The sequence below is a fragment of the Synechococcus sp. SYN20 genome, assembly GCF_014279555.1.
Taxonomy (GTDB): domain Bacteria; phylum Cyanobacteriota; class Cyanobacteriia; order PCC-6307; family Cyanobiaceae; genus Synechococcus_C.
Window position 1 is genome coordinate 2,588,608 of the sequence record NZ_CP047959.1, and the last position, 16,000, is coordinate 2,604,607.

17 protein-coding genes are annotated in these 16,000 nt (G+C 53.1%); 8 read left to right on the forward strand and 9 right to left on the reverse strand.

What is annotated here, in order from left to right:
* Complete coding sequence (gcvH, locus tag SynSYN20_RS13650; protein ID WP_186525673.1) at positions 1-390, reverse strand: glycine cleavage system protein GcvH; 390 nt, start codon at positions 388-390, stop codon at positions 1-3.
* Between the two features lie 20 nt (positions 391-410).
* The gene (locus tag SynSYN20_RS13655) at positions 411-1,688 is read right to left on the reverse strand and encodes a methionine gamma-lyase family protein (RefSeq protein ID WP_186524107.1); all 1,278 of its coding nucleotides are present in this window, start codon (positions 1,686-1,688) and stop codon (positions 411-413) included.
* A 191-nt stretch (positions 1,689-1,879) separates the two neighbouring features.
* Here SynSYN20_RS13655 and SynSYN20_RS13660 point away from each other — a divergent pair, with 191 nt between their 5' ends.
* A complete protein-coding gene (locus SynSYN20_RS13660; RefSeq protein WP_370586738.1) occupies positions 1,880-2,743 on the forward strand; it encodes an acyl-CoA desaturase in 864 nt (287 codons plus the stop codon).
* Here SynSYN20_RS13660 and SynSYN20_RS13665 read toward each other — a convergent pair.
* Positions 2,731-3,483 (reverse strand): hypothetical protein, encoded by a 753-nt coding sequence (locus tag SynSYN20_RS13665; protein ID WP_186524109.1) that lies wholly within the window; start codon positions 3,481-3,483, stop codon positions 2,731-2,733. The two genes, SynSYN20_RS13660 and SynSYN20_RS13665, sit on opposite strands and share 13 nt — an antisense overlap.
* Positions 3,484-3,534: 51 nt before the next feature.
* Here SynSYN20_RS13665 and SynSYN20_RS13670 point away from each other — a divergent pair, with 51 nt between their 5' ends.
* The 4 genes from SynSYN20_RS13670 to SynSYN20_RS13685 all read left to right on the forward strand — a co-directional run bounded on the left by SynSYN20_RS13670 (position 3,535) and on the right by SynSYN20_RS13685 (position 6,668).
* Entirely contained in the window at positions 3,535-4,467 is a 933-nt protein-coding gene (locus tag SynSYN20_RS13670; protein ID WP_186524110.1) for a fatty acid desaturase, read from the forward strand.
* Positions 4,468-4,509: 42 nt separating this feature from the next.
* Entirely contained in the window at positions 4,510-4,968 is a 459-nt protein-coding gene (rplI, locus tag SynSYN20_RS13675; protein WP_006854159.1) for a 50S ribosomal protein L9, read from the forward strand.
* Positions 4,969-5,029: 61 nt separating this feature from the next.
* The gene (gene dnaB / locus SynSYN20_RS13680; RefSeq protein WP_186524111.1) at positions 5,030-6,445 is read left to right on the forward strand and encodes a replicative DNA helicase; all 1,416 of its coding nucleotides are present in this window, start codon (positions 5,030-5,032) and stop codon (positions 6,443-6,445) included.
* A 13-nt stretch (positions 6,446-6,458) separates the two neighbouring features.
* The gene (locus tag SynSYN20_RS13685) at positions 6,459-6,668 is read left to right on the forward strand and encodes a hypothetical protein (protein WP_186524112.1); all 210 of its coding nucleotides are present in this window, start codon (positions 6,459-6,461) and stop codon (positions 6,666-6,668) included.
* Positions 6,669-6,674: 6 nt separating this feature from the next.
* On the opposite strand, the gene SynSYN20_RS13690 is transcribed toward SynSYN20_RS13685, so the two are convergent.
* The 6 genes from SynSYN20_RS13690 to SynSYN20_RS13710 form a co-directional block, all read right to left on the reverse strand.
* Positions 6,675-7,553: a neuromedin U gene (locus SynSYN20_RS13690; protein ID WP_186524113.1), complete on the reverse strand. Its 879-nt coding sequence runs from the start codon at positions 7,551-7,553 to the stop codon at positions 6,675-6,677.
* A gap of 135 nt (positions 7,554-7,688) precedes the next feature.
* A complete protein-coding gene (locus SynSYN20_RS13695; RefSeq protein ID WP_255476288.1) occupies positions 7,689-8,684 on the reverse strand; it encodes a helix-turn-helix domain-containing protein in 996 nt (331 codons plus the stop codon).
* Between the two features lie 156 nt (positions 8,685-8,840).
* Complete coding sequence (locus tag SynSYN20_RS14585; RefSeq protein ID WP_255476289.1) at positions 8,841-9,170, reverse strand: hypothetical protein; 330 nt, start codon at positions 9,168-9,170, stop codon at positions 8,841-8,843.
* Between the two features lie 71 nt (positions 9,171-9,241).
* On the reverse strand, positions 9,242-9,649 hold the full coding sequence (locus tag SynSYN20_RS14590) for a hypothetical protein (protein WP_255476290.1): 408 nt from the start codon (positions 9,647-9,649) through the stop codon (positions 9,242-9,244).
* A 113-nt stretch (positions 9,650-9,762) separates the two neighbouring features.
* Positions 9,763-10,329: a hypothetical protein gene (locus SynSYN20_RS13705; protein WP_186524115.1), complete on the reverse strand. Its 567-nt coding sequence runs from the start codon at positions 10,327-10,329 to the stop codon at positions 9,763-9,765.
* Between the two features lie 618 nt (positions 10,330-10,947).
* On the reverse strand, positions 10,948-11,424 hold the full coding sequence (locus SynSYN20_RS13710; protein WP_186524116.1) for a hypothetical protein: 477 nt from the start codon (positions 11,422-11,424) through the stop codon (positions 10,948-10,950).
* Positions 11,425-12,214: 790 nt separating this feature from the next.
* Between SynSYN20_RS13710 and mnmG the strand changes: the two genes are divergently transcribed.
* The 3 genes from mnmG (at position 12,215) to SynSYN20_RS13725 (ending at position 15,592) form a co-directional block, all read left to right on the forward strand.
* Positions 12,215-14,164, forward strand: coding sequence for a tRNA uridine-5-carboxymethylaminomethyl(34) synthesis enzyme MnmG (mnmG, locus tag SynSYN20_RS13715; protein ID WP_186524117.1), 1,950 nt, complete (start codon positions 12,215-12,217; stop codon positions 14,162-14,164).
* Positions 14,165-14,188: 24 nt separating this feature from the next.
* Positions 14,189-14,887 carry a DNA polymerase III subunit beta gene (locus SynSYN20_RS13720; protein WP_255476291.1) on the forward strand — a complete coding sequence of 233 codons (699 nt, stop codon included), beginning with the start codon at positions 14,189-14,191 and terminating at the stop codon, positions 14,885-14,887.
* 99 nt (positions 14,888-14,986) lie between these two features.
* Positions 14,987-15,592 (forward strand): M23 family metallopeptidase, encoded by a 606-nt coding sequence (locus SynSYN20_RS13725; protein WP_255476292.1) that lies wholly within the window; start codon positions 14,987-14,989, stop codon positions 15,590-15,592.
* Positions 15,593-16,000: the final 408 nt, after the last annotated feature.

Consider the following 16,000-nt stretch of genomic DNA (forward strand, 5'->3'; position numbering starts at 1 on the left):
TTAAGCAGCCGCCACCTTGGCGGAGTAGGTCGCTGAATCCATCAACTCCCCAATCTGGGCTGGATCTGACGGGCGGATGACCAAGAGCCAACCCTCCCCGTGAGGATCGTTTTGAAGCTCCTCAGGATTGGCCAACACCGCTTCATTGCGCTGCACCACTTCGCCCGTAATCGGCGCGTACATCTCCTCAACGGCCTTCACCGATTCCACCGTTCCAAAGCTGGTTCCACGGCTGAGCTCAGACCCCAGCTCAGGCACATCCACAAACACAATGTCGCCGAGCTGATCAACGGCGTAGGCGCTCAGGCCAACCCTCACGAGCTCCGCTTCCTGCCGGACATATTCATGACTGTCGGCGAACCGAAACTGGTCGGGAAAGTCGAAGGCCATCGGGCCAGGAGATGCGGTTGTCACCCAGTCTGCGCCAGATCAAACCAACCTGCCGTCCGCAACGCGCAAAGGGCCTTGATCAGTGCCAGTTCAACATGGGCGCGATGGGTTCCACCTTGCACGTAGAGATTGAAGGGCTCTCGCAGGGGAGCATCCGCCGAAAATTCACTGGTGCTGCCATCGATGAAGGTGCCGCCGGCCATCACCAAATCACTGACATAACCAGGCATCGGCCCTGGCACCGGGTCGAGATAGGACCCCACTGGCGAGATCCCCTGGAAGGCCCGACAAATCACTTTCAAAGCGTCTGGGTCTCCGATCTGCACCGCCTGAATGAGGTCACTGCGTGGCTCCCCTGCAGAGGGCTGCACTGGATAGCCCAGATCCGCAAACACAGCCGCCACCAAATCAGCACCAATCAAAGCTTCCGCCACCATCTGCGGCGCGAGAAACAAGCCCTGCAACAGCAGGCGATGCAGGTCAAAACCACTGCCGCCCTCGCTCCCAATCCCTGGAGCTGTGAGCCTGCAACAAGCTTGTTCCACCAGCGAGGCTTTACCTGCAACGTAACCGCCGGCGGGAGCGATCGTGCCACCGAGATTTTTGATGAGTGAGCCTGCAACCAGATCGGCACCGACCTCAGGAGGTTCCCGCTCCTCCACCAGCTCTCCATAACAGTTGTCGACGAAACAAACGCAATCGGGCTGCCGCTGATGAATGCGCTCACAAAGGCGTCCAATCGTGTCGATGGAAAGCGATGGCCGCCAGCTGTAGCCACAGCTGCGCTGAATCAACACCAGCCGGCGGGGGGTGTCTAGAGCCGCATCCAATGCAGCCTCATCGACCGCTCCAGAGTTGAGCAGGGGAAGTTCCTCGTAGTGCACTCCGAAGTCCCGAAGAGAGCCCTGCCCCTCTCCCCTCAAACCAATCACCTCTTCAAGGGTGTCGTAAGGACGACCCGTAATCGAGAGCATCCGCTCTCCAGGGCGCAACACCCCGAACAAAGCGGCGGCAATCGCATGGGTGCCACTCACAAATTGGAGTCGCACAGCGGCAGCTTCAGCACCCAGCACCCTGGCAAACACGCGATCGAGCACCTCTCGCCCTTGATCGCCATGGCCATAACCACTTACAGACGCGAAATGCTGGGTCCCAACGCGCTCAGCAGCGAAGGCACTTAGCACCTTTTCCAAGCGCACCGACACGCCCGCCGTGCGTTGCTCTGCCATGGGCCTGAGCCGATCTCTCGCTTGCCGAATGCGCGCTTTTGCCCACTGCTCAGCGCTCGCAGTATCCATTGCACCATCCCCAGGATTTGAATCCATCTGTCCTTATTCGCACTTTTTATGCTCAGTTCTTTTACATTCGCATCTTCCAGCCGATTCAAGATTCGCCGATTTCTCGTCGTCTGAATCTCTAGATCCGGTGCAAGGAGACTCTTTTGGTTACATCCACCCCGGCTGACGCCAGCACCCAACGCGAGCTGCGCATGCGCGCAGCTGTGATGGCTCCGCGTCAGACGCTCCCCTCAACACAGCGCCGCTTTAAAGGTGGGACCACCAGCTTCATGGTGGTGATCCACGTGCTGGCAACGGTGGCCTTACTCCCACGCTTTTGGAGCTGGCAGGGGTTAGTTGCCTTCGGCGTTCTGTATTGGATGACCGTGCTTGGCGTCACCCTCGGCCTGCATCGGCTTGTGGCGCACCGCAGCTTTGAAGTGCCCGGCTGGCTGGAGCGGGTTCTCGTGGTGATGGGCACGCTGGCCTGCCAAAGCGGACCGATCGATTGGGTGGCTCTACATCGCCACCATCACCGCTTTTCCGATCAGCCCAATGATCATCACGATGCAGGACGGGGCCTGTGGTGGAGTCACAGCGAGTGGATGCTGCATGACATTCCTGCTCTCAAAGAAAAGCATCGCTATGCGGGCGATCTTCTGAACGATCGTTTCTACGTCTGGCTCGACCGCTGGTTTCTGGTGCTCCAAATCCCACTGGGATTAGCGCTGTATTGGTATGGAGAGGCCGCAGGAATTCACGGAGGTGGTGTTGGCCTCGTTCTATGGGCCATCCCTTTGCGTCTTGCTGTGGTATATCACGTGACTTGGCTGGTGAATTCCGCCACTCACGCGTTTGGCTACCGGAACTTCAACAGTCCTGATCTGTCACGCAACTGCTGGTGGGTGGCGGTGCTGTCCTTTGGAGAGGGCTGGCACAACAACCACCATGCCTATCCAGATAGCGCGCGCCACGGCTTGCGCTGGTTCGAATTTGACATCACCTGGATGCACATTCGCCTGCTTCGCAGACTCGGACTCACCCGCAAAGTGCGCCAAGCCCGCTATTCCGGCTGATCGCTCAGGGTTGCCGTAAAGGGGAGGCGACGCCGCAATTCATCAAGAAATGCGGCTGGCGTCGCCCCGTTTTGACCATCCAGCGAGAGATAGGTGGCGTGGAGATCGAGAAACTCCCCATCAAGCTCCTCAGCTGAGTAATCACGCAGACCCGCCATGACGGCAGCGAAGCGTTCACGCCGTTGGGTTTTGCCAACCGGATAGGCGCTCATCAATTGATCGCGACACTGACGCCAGGACTGCCCTCGGCAGAGGCAATCGGCGAGCGCTGCACTCAAAGCGGCCGCCTCCATCGGATCAATGCGCCAATCGAAACCCGGTGGCAAAGGGGCAAGGCCTACAAAAATCTCCAATAACTGGCCTGCCCCCAACGGCTTGCCGTTGGCACTGATCACGGGCACAGCGCTCACTTTGAGCACCTTGAGCAGATCGGGATGCACCTCGGAGAGATGCTCTTGGATCGGATCCAAGCCTGCATCGAGGATCGCATTGGCCTGCCCGAGAGCCAGAAACACCTCGGGGCCGGGAGAGGCGAGCTTGCCGTTGCGCAAGTTCGAGATTTGGGAGTTGTGAACACGGCCGAGATCAAGGGCTTCAGCGAGGGCTGGCAACACCTTGTGAGACCAGCCATTGCGCTCGTGCCAGACATGGATCAAGTGCGCCATCGCCCGACGGCCCTCATCGAGCCGATCCCGGTAACCCTTGGTCACATGATCAGAAACGACTTCCCCCTTGGTCACTTGATACGGATCCTTATTGGTTATAGTTTATGGACATCAAGCGGATTAGGCATGGTTTCAAGCACGATCAGAACTCCATCGCCACCCAGTCGGCCGGCAGCTTCGCACCTGGCAGCAGCTCAAGCAAGACTTCTTCATCGTCCACGCAAAGGGCAGCCTGCGGCCAGCCCTAAAAATCACCAGCATTCCGTCACGATTGGATTCATGATCGTGATCCACGCCCTCGCGGTTGTGGCCCTTCTGCCTGGCTTCTGGAGCTGGCCTGCTGTGACCAGCCTGCTGGTTCTGTACTGGGTCACGGCCTGCCTCGGCGTCACCCTTGGCTATCACCGCCTCTTAACGCACCGATCCTTCCGCCTACCGCAGTGGCTGGAACGATTTTTCGCAACCTGCGGCGCCTTGAGCTGCCAACACGGTCCGATCGACTGGGTGGGGCTGCACCGGCATCACCACAAGTTTTCCGATACGGATGCCGATCATCACAACAGCCACCGCGGCTTCTGGTGGAGCCACATGGGTTGGATGTTCCACCCGATCGAGGCCATGCCTGCGGTGCCCCGTCTCACCGGCGATCTTGTGGGCGATCCCTACTACCGCTGGCTGAATGCTCACTTCCTCTGGCTCCAGCTCCCCCTTGGCTTGCTGTTGTTCTGGATCGGCACCGCGACAGGCGCCGGCGGTTGGGCCCTGGTGTTGTGGGGAATTCCCTTGCGCTTAGTGGTCGTGTATCACGTCACCTGGCTTGTGAACTCCGCCACCCATTGCTGGGGCAATGTTGTCTTCGATAGCGGTGATGCCTCACGCAACAACAAGTGGGTTGCAGCACTCACCTTCGGCGAGGGCTGGCACAACAACCATCACGCCTTCCCCCATTCCGCACGCCACGGCATGCAACCAGGTCAGATCGATCTCACCTGGGAACACATCCGTCTAATGCGCGCTCTAGGGCTCGCCACCAAGGTCCGCCTACCGGTCGCGTCGTAAACTTCGCAATCGCTTCTCATCGTCAACCTCTTCTAAATCGCCATGGCCAAGCGCGTACAAGTCGTACTCAATGAGGACATCCTCAGCCTGGGCCGCAATGGCGATCTGGTTGACGTTGCACCCGGATACGCCCGCAACTTCCTGCTTCCCTTCGGAAAAGCTGTTCCCGTCACCCCCGCGGTGATGAAGCAGGTGGAGCACCGCAGAGCGAAAGAGGCCGAGCGTCAAGCCACCCTCAAGCAGGACGCTGTGGCGTTCCGCACCGCCCTCGACACGATCGGGCGCTTCACTGTCAAGAAGCAAACCGGTGGAGACGATGTGCTGTTTGGCACCGTGACCAATGGCGATGTCGCCGAAGCGATCGAAGCAGCCACAAAGAAAGAAGTGGATCGCCGCGATATCACCGTTCCCGATATCCACCGCACGGGCTCCTACAAGGTGCAGGTGAAGCTGCACAGCGAAGTCACAGCAGAAATCAATCTCGAAGTTGTTAGCTATTGATGCTTGGCATGGCCTCACGGCCAGCCAGAGTGTGATGACTTAACGGCGCCAAATCACTTCCATGGTGAGTGTCTCCCAACCTGATCACAGCGCGAGTGAAGGCGGGGGACAACGGGGCTACGGCAAAGGCCGTCAACGCGATGAGCCCAATTTCGAAGCCCTCCCCGACTCGCTTCCGCCCCAGAACCTGGAAGCGGAAGAAGCGGTTTTGGGTGGGATTTTGTTGGATCCCGACGCAATCGGACGGGTTGCTGACGTGCTCCGACCCGAGGCTTTCTATTTGGGTGCCCACCGGGAGATCTTCCGCACCGCGGTGATGCTCCATAGCCAGGGCAAACCCACCGATCTCACGGCGATGACCGCCTGGCTGGCGGATACGGGATCGCTCGAGAAGGTTGGCGGTAGCGGCCGCTTGGTGGAGCTGGTGGAACGGGTGGCATCCACGGCCTCGATCGAACAGGTGGCCCGGCTGGTGATGGACAAGTTCCTGCGCCGGCAGCTGATCCGTTCCGGCAATGAAGTGATTCAGCTGGGCTTTGACCAAAGCCTGCCGATGGAGCAGGTGCTGGATCAAGCCGAACAGAAGATTTTTGCGATCAGCCAGGAGAAACCGTCCAAAGGGCTCACACCCACCGCCGAAATCCTTACCAGCACCTTCAACGAGATCGAAAGCCGCTCGCTTGGCACCTCGGTGGCGGGCATTCCGGTGAACTTCTATGACCTGGATGCGATGACCCAAGGCCTGCAGCGCAGTGACCTGATCATCGTGGCCGGCCGCCCAGCGATGGGCAAAACCTCGATCGTGCTCAACCTCGCCAAAAACGTGGCGCAATTGCACAACCTTCCGGTGTGCATGTTCAGCTTGGAGATGAGCAAAGAACAACTCACCTACCGGCTGCTCTCAATGGAGGTTGGCATCGAAGCGGGCCGCCTGCGCACCGGCCGGCTGCAACAGGAGGAATGGCCCTTGCTGGGCCAAGGCATCAACACCCTGGGGCAATTACCGATGTACATCGATGACAAGCCCAACTCAGGGGTGCTCGAGATGCGCTCGCTCTGCCGCCGGCTGATGGCCGAACAGGGAAAAGAACTGGGCCTGGTGGTGATTGATTACCTGCAGCTGATGGAAGGATCAACCCCCGACAATCGCGTCCAGGAAATCTCGCGGATCACCAGGGGGCTTAAGGGCATGGCCCGCGAACTGAATGTGCCGGTGATCGCCCTCTCTCAGCTCAGCCGAGGAGTGGAATCACGCACCAACAAACGCCCCATGCTCAGCGACCTGAGGGAATCAGGCTCCATTGAGCAAGACGCCGATCTGGTATTAATGATCTATCGCGATGAGTACTACAACCCCGAAACCCCAGACCGAGGCATCACCGAGGTGATCGTGACCAAGCACCGAAACGGCCCCGTTGGCACCGTGAAGTTGCTCTTCGAGCCCCAGTTCACTCGCTTCCGTAACCTGGCGGCCTAGGGAATCAATCGGTATGTGGATTGGTCGCATTTTGCTTTTGGGCGTCGGCTCGTCCTACATCTGCCGTTGGGTGCTTAAACCACAACGGCATCGCAACTACGTTGCTGGATGGCTGAAAGCTCTTCGCAAAACCACTGGTTGGCTGCCGCGTGGTCGCAGCAAAGTACGGCGATTTGGGATCCGCATGTTTCGTTCCACACTCAGTCCAAGCAACCGCCAATAGCCAGGTTCAATTCGGGAAAAGAACCTGCCATTGCGTGCGAATTGTCCAGTCGCCAAGTAACTCCTCACCAGCAAACTGCGGTTTCACAGCGTTGTAGTAAGCCTCCAAAGACACCTGCATCGGCTGCCCGCCCAACCGAAAGGAATACCCAAGCCCACCACCAACGGGCACGATCCAGCCTTTGCCCTCTGGCTGAGTCCAATCGGAGGCAATAATTGGAGAAGAGATCAAATACCAACTGCGGTTGAGTTGATAACGCAACAGTCCTCGCACCACCAAAGTATTGACGTCATCGCGCTCTGGGTCTCCCGCAAAGGACCAGATGTTGCGCATCCGGGCACCAACAATCCATGGGCCGGAATGATAGAAAGCCAGCATGGCTGGACCGGCTGACACCTTGCCGCTATCGATCGTGCCATCACCGGTAGGGAAGACGATCGACGAACCGAGCCCAACGGTCCAGTCAGAACCAAGGTTGGGAACAAGAAAAGCCGTAGGACTGACATCTGAGAGGCCAGCCTGATTCTTTTGATCGAAATCCACGACTGCTGGAAGCCCAGCAGGCGAAACACCGAGCACAGGATCGGCTTGGGGCAAAGAACGAAAGCGAAAGATCGTGCGCGTAAGCACTGTCCAGTCATCGTTGATCCGAAACGGAACAACAGGCTGCAATTTGAAGATTTGAACCGACCTGTCAGAACTTGCAGATGGGTCAATCGATCGCGGAGCCCATTGAGTATTCGGGACAACATCCCATTCCGCCCAAAGACGGGTGTATGACGTAATTGGATTAGGCCTGGCCTTTACTGATGCCGGAACAGACTCAAGAGCAAGGATCCCAATAAAGCATGCAAAAAGTCGGAATAAAACAAGAGAAATGTGCATCCTTAATGAAAAGCTAACCGCAAACATCTGACCAGTTAAAAAGCCTAAAATCCTAGAGAATACAAAATCGAGCAACAGAGGAAGGGCTTACAAGAAAAAGCAAAGCAAATAAAGATTCAGGAGCAAAAGGCAGATCTAGAAGATTTGATCGGATTGCCGCCTACCTCCTAACGTTTGAGCCGGAGTCTCCTGAAACTCCTGTTTATAGTAACGAGTGAAATGAGATCGACCGACAAATCCAAAAAATGAAGCAGCATCAAGAACACCATTTATATTATGAGTGATGCAAAATTCAACGTCTAGCAATGCGTGCCTAACTTGATGCAATCGAACAGACCTAACAACATGGAGCGGAGACATATTGAATTTTTCCTTACAACCATTAAAGAGTGATGTACGTGATTGATGCAACAAAGAGCATAAATCTTGGACTTCAAAGGGCGTAACTGGTGATGCACTCGTCAACGATAAGACTTGTAGTGCTGCCTCATGACGATCACGCCTACTCAAGGCAAGTCCTACCTTTCGATCGTCAGAACTAAGAAAACATTCAAACAAAATTGTCAATATTTTATCTTCAATCGATCGAGGAAGCAAAGGAGCATCATCCAAGTGCGCCCACAAATCATTCAAACAAGAAAAGAGACTAGAAGATACGACCCGATTAGACAAAATATTAAAGCTATTAAGAATATTTTGCATTACCGCGTAGTCACATTGAGACAGTTTCTGAATCAAGAGAGAGCTTGGCACAGTAATTGAACAAAACCGGCAACCGGCATCGAGTCGTAAATCAAGATCTTTTAAGCCTGTATTGAATCCAAAAACAGCAGTTTGCTCGATCCTGACTCCCTGAGCAAATACCTTATGAGCGAAAGGCTCTTCAGACAAATTGATGCAAAAGTGATAATTATCACCCTTCCTGTCGGCAGCAATAACAACATCCTTGTTGAATTCCATCAAAGAAAGCCTGATATTGTCTAGAGGAAGTATCTGTACAGACCCTTCAAAGGGACCTCTCTTTAAAGACAAAATAGACGAATTTGAACATTGTCGATTAATTATCGCAGCAAGATCTGGTGTACTTTTTAAATTAAGCTTAAGCGGAATAATATTTTCCGTAGTTTCCATTCTTCGATTTTAGCGCACACAAAGCTTATTTGTGGGATCCAATGAGCCCATTTGTTCACGATGCAGGCAACTCAAAGTGAATAGAGCCGAGTGATCGAAAAGAATTGTCGAATCATGGCACCTGCGAAAAGCAAAAACCCAATTAAATGTTCTAAATTATTGATCAGATAATAGAATGTTCTTAATTTTGTTCAGAAGGGTAGCCAGATCTTCATCAGACAAAAGCCCCTCATCATGTAACAATTGAGCTAGTTCAATTTTTTTTGTGGCAATTGAAATCGCATATGCCTGATCGCAGTTCCGAGTATTTTTGGTACCAAAAGGAATCGTTAAAACTGCACCAAAAGCATAACCATTGCCAGTCCCTGCATAGTCACCAAATAGCTCCTCTCGATCAATCTCATCAACACGCTCAGAGATACCACTATAAAGATTCATTGTGGTTGGCGTCCCATCCTGACTCACACAGCGCGTGCCGTCAGGCAAGTCAACCTCAAATCGGGGGCCGAGCGGTTGCTGAAATGACAACCCTGTTAAATCACGAAGAGGAAGATTGTCTAAGGTAGAGATATTGCTTTGCGCGGTCGCAGGATACGCTGATAACAAGAACGCGTTAAAACAGTTAATTGCGAGGAAGAATCGGACGCTTTTTCTTTTGGATCTTCCATAATGCAAATCCATAGTGGGCCAGCCTTGAGAGTGGATGTAGAAATACTTAAAAGAACACGTCTTGGTTTTTGATCCCGTAAAAATAACCTACGAGGACTAACACGAACATCCTCAATCTTGTCGCCAGGAACATCACCTTTTGCGTTATAAAAGGCCTCAACGTTATAAAGACCTGGCTCAGAGTTAACAAGAAATGCCTGAGTCCGTACAACGACACGTGAGCCAAGGCCAGGTGAAATCACCTTATTATTCGAATTAAGGCCTAAAGAAGCCGCAAGCAGAAAGGGAAAAATCATTTAACAATAGCTATATGGATCAGAAAGAAGAGAAGGATCGCCTCGGATATCCTTATAAAGCAGGGCAAAGGGGAGACAATCTATCGACGAACAGCTTACAATTAATGATAACATCATGATGGATCCAAGCAATCTAAAACAACCTGAAATTGGTATAACTCGTTTGGGAATGAATTACTTAGAGTGGCACTTACAATCAACTTGATACCGAATGGAGAACCTGCTGCATATCCTTGACCTAACAGTTGCGATGGTTGCACAACCGTAGTTATCGGATTATTTGAAAGAGAGCTTGAAGTTGCATTTTTAAAAAGAATATTTGTGCTATCTGCGCGAAGGCCAACATAACGAAAGGCAATCGGGCGAGGTGGATTAATCGTATTCAAGCTAACATTCACTCGAGGAACTTTATTTGTAGTTATATTCAACACATCACTTGTTCCAAGCAAGCTACCAGTATTACCAGTGCGGCTATATTCCATCTCAACAAGCTCTCCACCACCAGAGAATGAACAAGCAAACGGTACTGTACCGGTAAACTCAGATATACTTATACTTTGAGAAATTGACTGAGAACCATCTAAACAAAAGAGCAGAAAACCTGCTTTAATAAATAGACAAGCCTTAAGCCAGGAATAACTGCTCCCCGAATTATCAAGAATAGAGAACAGACCAAACATTATGACAAGCCAATCGAACGCAAAAAACAATCTTCACAACCATAAGACGAATCCTTAGAAAAGACTATATATTTAAAAAACGTCGGCCTCAAGAGCTGATTCCAATTGCTCATACAGGAGTCAAAATAAGAATCTAAAATTTCTCGGGTCGAGCCAGCCAAAGAATCAAGGATCCCCCAAAAAAGCAAAAATTGAAAAGCCAACCTAGATCCCTGCACAAAGACCCAAATCACCAAGAAAGATCTTTGGAGTACAAGCGGCAAAGGACTTAAATGTCCTTCCAAAAGAGCCATCAAGCAACATCACAATCATGCATGGGTTGTTCAAGAATCACACCTTCCATAAAAAATCAAGAAGACCGAAAAGAAACAATTCAAAGCCTAAATTTGCCAGCAAAGAAACCTTGCAGGAGGCAATAGATACCTCACAAAGAATGACCGATTTAGACAAAAAAGTATTAGAGCAAATCCTTGAATTTACCACTAATACTCAAACTCTTAACTAGCTGATTAATCTTAAAAAAACGGAGCTTAAGCAATACACAAAAGCTCCTCAATCTCCCCGAGGACTCAGCTAACTTTTAACAACTCGGGAAACAAACAACACCCAAGCAAGAAATCATTCAAGCGTTGTCAACACAACACTGTAATTATAAGTTCCAGGCACAGTTGCTCCAGCAGCCGCTAAGGATACTGTGTAATTGGATGTTGATCCATTTGTATTACCAATAGCGGTTGAAGCAGATGTAGAGACAGTGCTAGTAATAACATCTTCGCCAGAAGCATTCTTTAAGATTGCTGTATTAGACGTTTCAGTTGGATTTCCTGATTGAACGACTCCACTAAGCGTTGCATTTACGTTGGCAACATTGCAATTAATTCCAATGGTTGAAGTCTCCCCTGATAGCGTGCCGCCAGCATCCGTAGAATACGTTAATGATGCAGGACTACTACTAGTAGTTGCTCCAGTAATCGTGCAACTACCAGGAACAGTGCCTTGGAAAAACGTTGTATCGGTGGCACCGAAGGCTGCCGTAGGAAGCAAGCCAAGACCAATCGCTTGTACAGCAACCAAAGAAAGACGTTTGAAGTTCATGAGAAAAGTCAATTCTTTTTAATTCTGACTTCTTTAGAAGTGCATGAGAGTGATCTGAGAGCCAGTTGAGTGCAATCAAGAGGCTGTGGGATCAACTGGCTAAACAAACTGGAGCTCAATAAGGATGATTGCGGCGCAACCCTGTGAACAAATGGGCTCACTTAACATCTGAGCCTACGAGCGTGAACAAATGGGCTCGCCAAAGCTCGGCAAATCTCATCCGAGCGCGGCACCCAAATCCCCGTGCGAATCACTCCATCTGCCGAGCAAGCCCATCAAGCGAGAAAAGCTTGCACGAATAGCAATGAGCCAACTCGTTATGTTCGTTCTTGGGATGGGTTTGAGCGCCAGCCCAGCAATAGCCACAACAAAAAAAGTGTCGATTCTTTTTTCTGGACGGGTACCAGCTTTATGCAATCACAAAGAAAGTAAAAATCAACGCGAAAGGGCCTCCTCACGAGGCAGCAGCACATTGCGTACTCAAAAACCAATCGGTTTGACTAGCCAGAAACTAACAACTTGTCTTGTGTATTAGGACAAAAAATCTCTGTTTATACAAGTGTTGGCAATGAGGTCTGACCCCCCCCAAAAAAATCGACAGATTGAGGCTTGATCAAGAGTGCTGCCACCAAAGCCTTACTTTTTAGGCTCGTAAAAATAATTCAATCACCAATGTCATCCGTTCGATGACCGAGGCTCAAGACACTTCGGATGTCTACCAATCTCAAAACGGAGTGCATTGCTGTGCAAACCCCAAACGAAGTGTTCACTAAATACGGATAATGGGGATATGAGCTTCTCTGCTGCCCCCACCGAATGCTTCGACGTGATCGTCGTCGGGGGTGGTCATGCCGGTTGTGAGGCTGCGATCACCGCTGCTCGCTTGGGGCTCAGTACAGCCCTGTTTACTCTCAATCTCGACCGGATCGCCTGGCAGCCCTGCAATCCGGCCGTTGGTGGTCCAGCCAAAAGCCAACTCGTGCATGAAGTGGATGCCCTCGGTGGCGTGATCGGCCGCCTTGCCGATGCCACCGCCATCCAAAAGCGGGTCTTGAACGCCAGCCGCGGCCCTGCGGTGTGGGCCCTTCGCGCCCAGACCGACAAACGCCACTACTCACGGGAGATGCTGAAGCTGCTGCATCACACCCCCAACCTGGCCCTGCGCGAAGCAATGGTGACCGGCTTGGAAGTAGATGGGGATCCAGAACAAGCCGGACAGGCGCGAATCACAGGAGTCCGCACCTACTTCGGCAGTGTGTACGGCGCCCAAGCCGTGGTGCTTACCGCTGGCACCTTCCTTGGTGGTCGCATCTGGGTGGGCCATCAATCGATGTCTGCCGGGCGCGCTGGAGAGCAGGCCGCCGAAGGCTTAACCGACGCCTTGAAGCAGCTGGGCTTCCACACCGATCGACTCAAAACCGGCACCCCTGCCCGCGTTGATCGCCGCAGCATTGCGCTCGACCAATTGGAAGCGCAACCAAGCGATGCCGCCGATCGCTTCTTTTCATTTGACCCAACGGCCTGGGCCAGCGGCGAACAGATGAGCTGCCACATCACCCGCACCACAGCAGCAACGCATCAGCTGATCAAAGACAACCTGCATCTCACTGCGATTTACGGCGGCATCATCGACAGCAAAGGCCCGCGCTATTGCCCCTCGATCGAAGACAAGATTGTGCGCTTTGCCGATAAAGACTCCCACCAAATCTTCCTCGAGCCAGAAGGACGCGACACCCCAGAGATTTACGTGCAGGGCTTTTCTACGGGATTACCTGAAACGATCCAACTGGAACTGCTACGCACCCTCCCTGGCTTGGAGCACTGCGTGATGCTTCGGCCGGCCTATTCCGTGGATTACGACTATCTTCCCGCCACCCAACTCAAACCCTCCCTGGAAACCAAACGGGTACGTGGTTTGTTTAGTGCCGGGCAACTCAACGGCACCACTGGCTACGAGGAAGCCGCGGCCCAAGGCCTTGTCGCTGGCCTCAACGCCGCACAACTAATAGGAGGGCAAGAGCCCGTGCACTTCTCCCGGGAAAACAGCTACATCGGCACGATGATCGACGATCTGGTGAGCCAAGACTTGCGCGAGCCATACCGCGTACTGACCAGCCGCAGTGAATACCGTTTGGTGTTGCGTGGTGATAACGCCGACCGGCGTCTCACCCCCCTGGGCCGTGAGCTGGGACTGATTGACGACCGGCGTTGGCAGCTGTTTAACGACAAGCTCCAGGCCATGGACAACGAAAAACAGCGCCTTGAAACGGTTCGCCTCAAAGTCAGCGACCCAGTCGCCCCCACCATTGAGAAAGAAAGCGGGGCTCCGATCCGAGGCTCGATCACACTCGCGGACCTATTACGTCGATCAGGGGTCCACAGCTCTGATCTCGTGCGCCATGGCCTGGCCGATCCCGAACTTCCCCTAGCCGTGCGGGAGGGCGCGGAAATCGACATTAAATACAGCGGCTACCTGCAGCGCCAGCAACAACAGATCGATCAAGTGAAACGCCAAAGCCTGCGCAAACTCCCCGCCGATCTCGATTACGCCAGCATCGGCACCTTGTCGCGGGAGGCGCGCGAAAAGCTCACGGCCATTCAACCCACCACGTTGGGCCAGGCCTCCCACATTCCTGGCGTCAGCCCTGCCGATCTCACCGCCTTGCTGCTTTGGCTCGAGCTGCAAAAGCGCCGATCCCATCAGAGTGAAGGCCTCGCCAAAGGCGCCAACTCTCGATAACTTTGCTCTAGTTAAAGATTCGCAGTGCCCTCTCGCCTCGCCACCTCTACGGCGTATTGGAATCTGCGCGCTGAACAGGTGATGGATCAGGTGTTCCAGGCAGCGGAGCCTTCGCTGAAGGCCGTTGACATTCAAGTGGAGCCGGCACCAGATCCAGCCAACAATCCCGTTGCGGCACCCCTGCCAACAACGCGTCTCAGTATTCAGCCGTGGCAGCAGCTCACCCTGATCGGTGTGACGCTCGGCGCCCTGCTCTGTAGTGCATGGTTGGCACGCAGCTGGCAGCTCTCCGAGCATGCCCTCTACCGCGAGCGCAATCTGGCTCTCACTGAAAAGCTCAAAGCACGCGCCATCCCCTCACCCTCTGCACCTTCAAAAGCAACTGAACCTGAAGTAGAACCTGAGACGGTCGCCACACTGCCCAGCCTCGAACCACTCACGCTGCCGCTCAGTGCAGCGATTGCGCCAATCACAGCCCCATCCGGAGCCTCCCCATCCAGTGCAGATACAAGTCCTGCAGCGAGCCAGCCCGCTCTCGTGGGAGTGGTGCACGCCGAAGTGGGGGGATCGGCCATCTTCCAATTAGAAAATCAATCACTTTCTGCCAATCCTGGCGAAAGCATCGGCAACAGTGGCTGGTCCTTGCTGAGCCTTTCCAGCACCGGTGCCGTGATTGAACGCAATGGTGAACGCCAATCCCTCTCGATCGGCGGCGCCTTCTAGATAGAAAGATTCAATCCCAATTCTGCCAATTGTCGGATGAATAGCAGAGTTGCATTCTCTCAAATGAGAGATAAAACCAGCTCATTGTGGTTCCAGCCGGTGCATCGACAGACATTCGCCGTATTGCTGCTGAGCGCAATTCTTGCCAGCACAAACGTAGAAGCCAAGCCAGCAAAGCCAAGGAATACGCCAATCCTGACGAGCGTCTCAAACATTGCCCTTCTTGGGCCAAGAGTGAGACCGCTTCCTCAACGTCTGTGGCCTATCAAACGTGGAGAGAGGATCAGGCTCGAGTATCCACTCCCCTATTTAGCCCAGGACGTGAGCCCTTACGGTTGGCGATTTTCAGACCGTAGAAAGAAGTGGCGCTTACATACAGGACATGATTTGATCGCACCCGCTGGAACAGGAGTCTTGGCTGCACTCTCCGGAAAAGCATTAATGGTGCAACCTATTTCGGGATATGGACTCACGGTCTTGCTTGATCACGGCAATGGCTGGCAAACGCTTTACGCTCATTTGCTCAGTGCACGAATCAGGCCCGGTCAACTAACACAAACCGGTGACCTAATCGGGAATGTAGGAAAAAGCGGCCATGCCACCACCGCCCATCTCCATTTCGAGCTCCGTCGTTTCAAAAATGGGCAAATGATGGCGATTGACCCTGCCCCGCTTCTTCAGCTGCACAAGGCATCGAGACGTTGAGAGAAGAAATCCAGCGAAAGCCTGACGACACGTGAGTCAAAGTACCCATCGAAAAACGCATCAATGCCCCTCATTAGACATTTATGAATTTAGATCGGTAAATCAAAGAGTAGAAACGTTGCCTTTCGCCCAGCAAAGCTGGGGGGTTCAGTCTTACTGACACGAACTTCATGAAGTTGAGTGAAATCAGTGCAGCAAATGCGTCTGATGATTGATTCATGAAACACGTCTCAATATTGGAGCTCGAGATTCCATTTAGATTTTTTGGAGCGTTAGTCGTGGGTTCTGCCCTAATGATCATGGCTCGTTCTTTTAAAGAAGCTGCATTACTTGGCGGAACCTTTCTCTGTGGACTTGGTGCCCTTGAGCTAGCCCTTCGTTTCAGTGGGTACTGATCAAGGCCAGCCC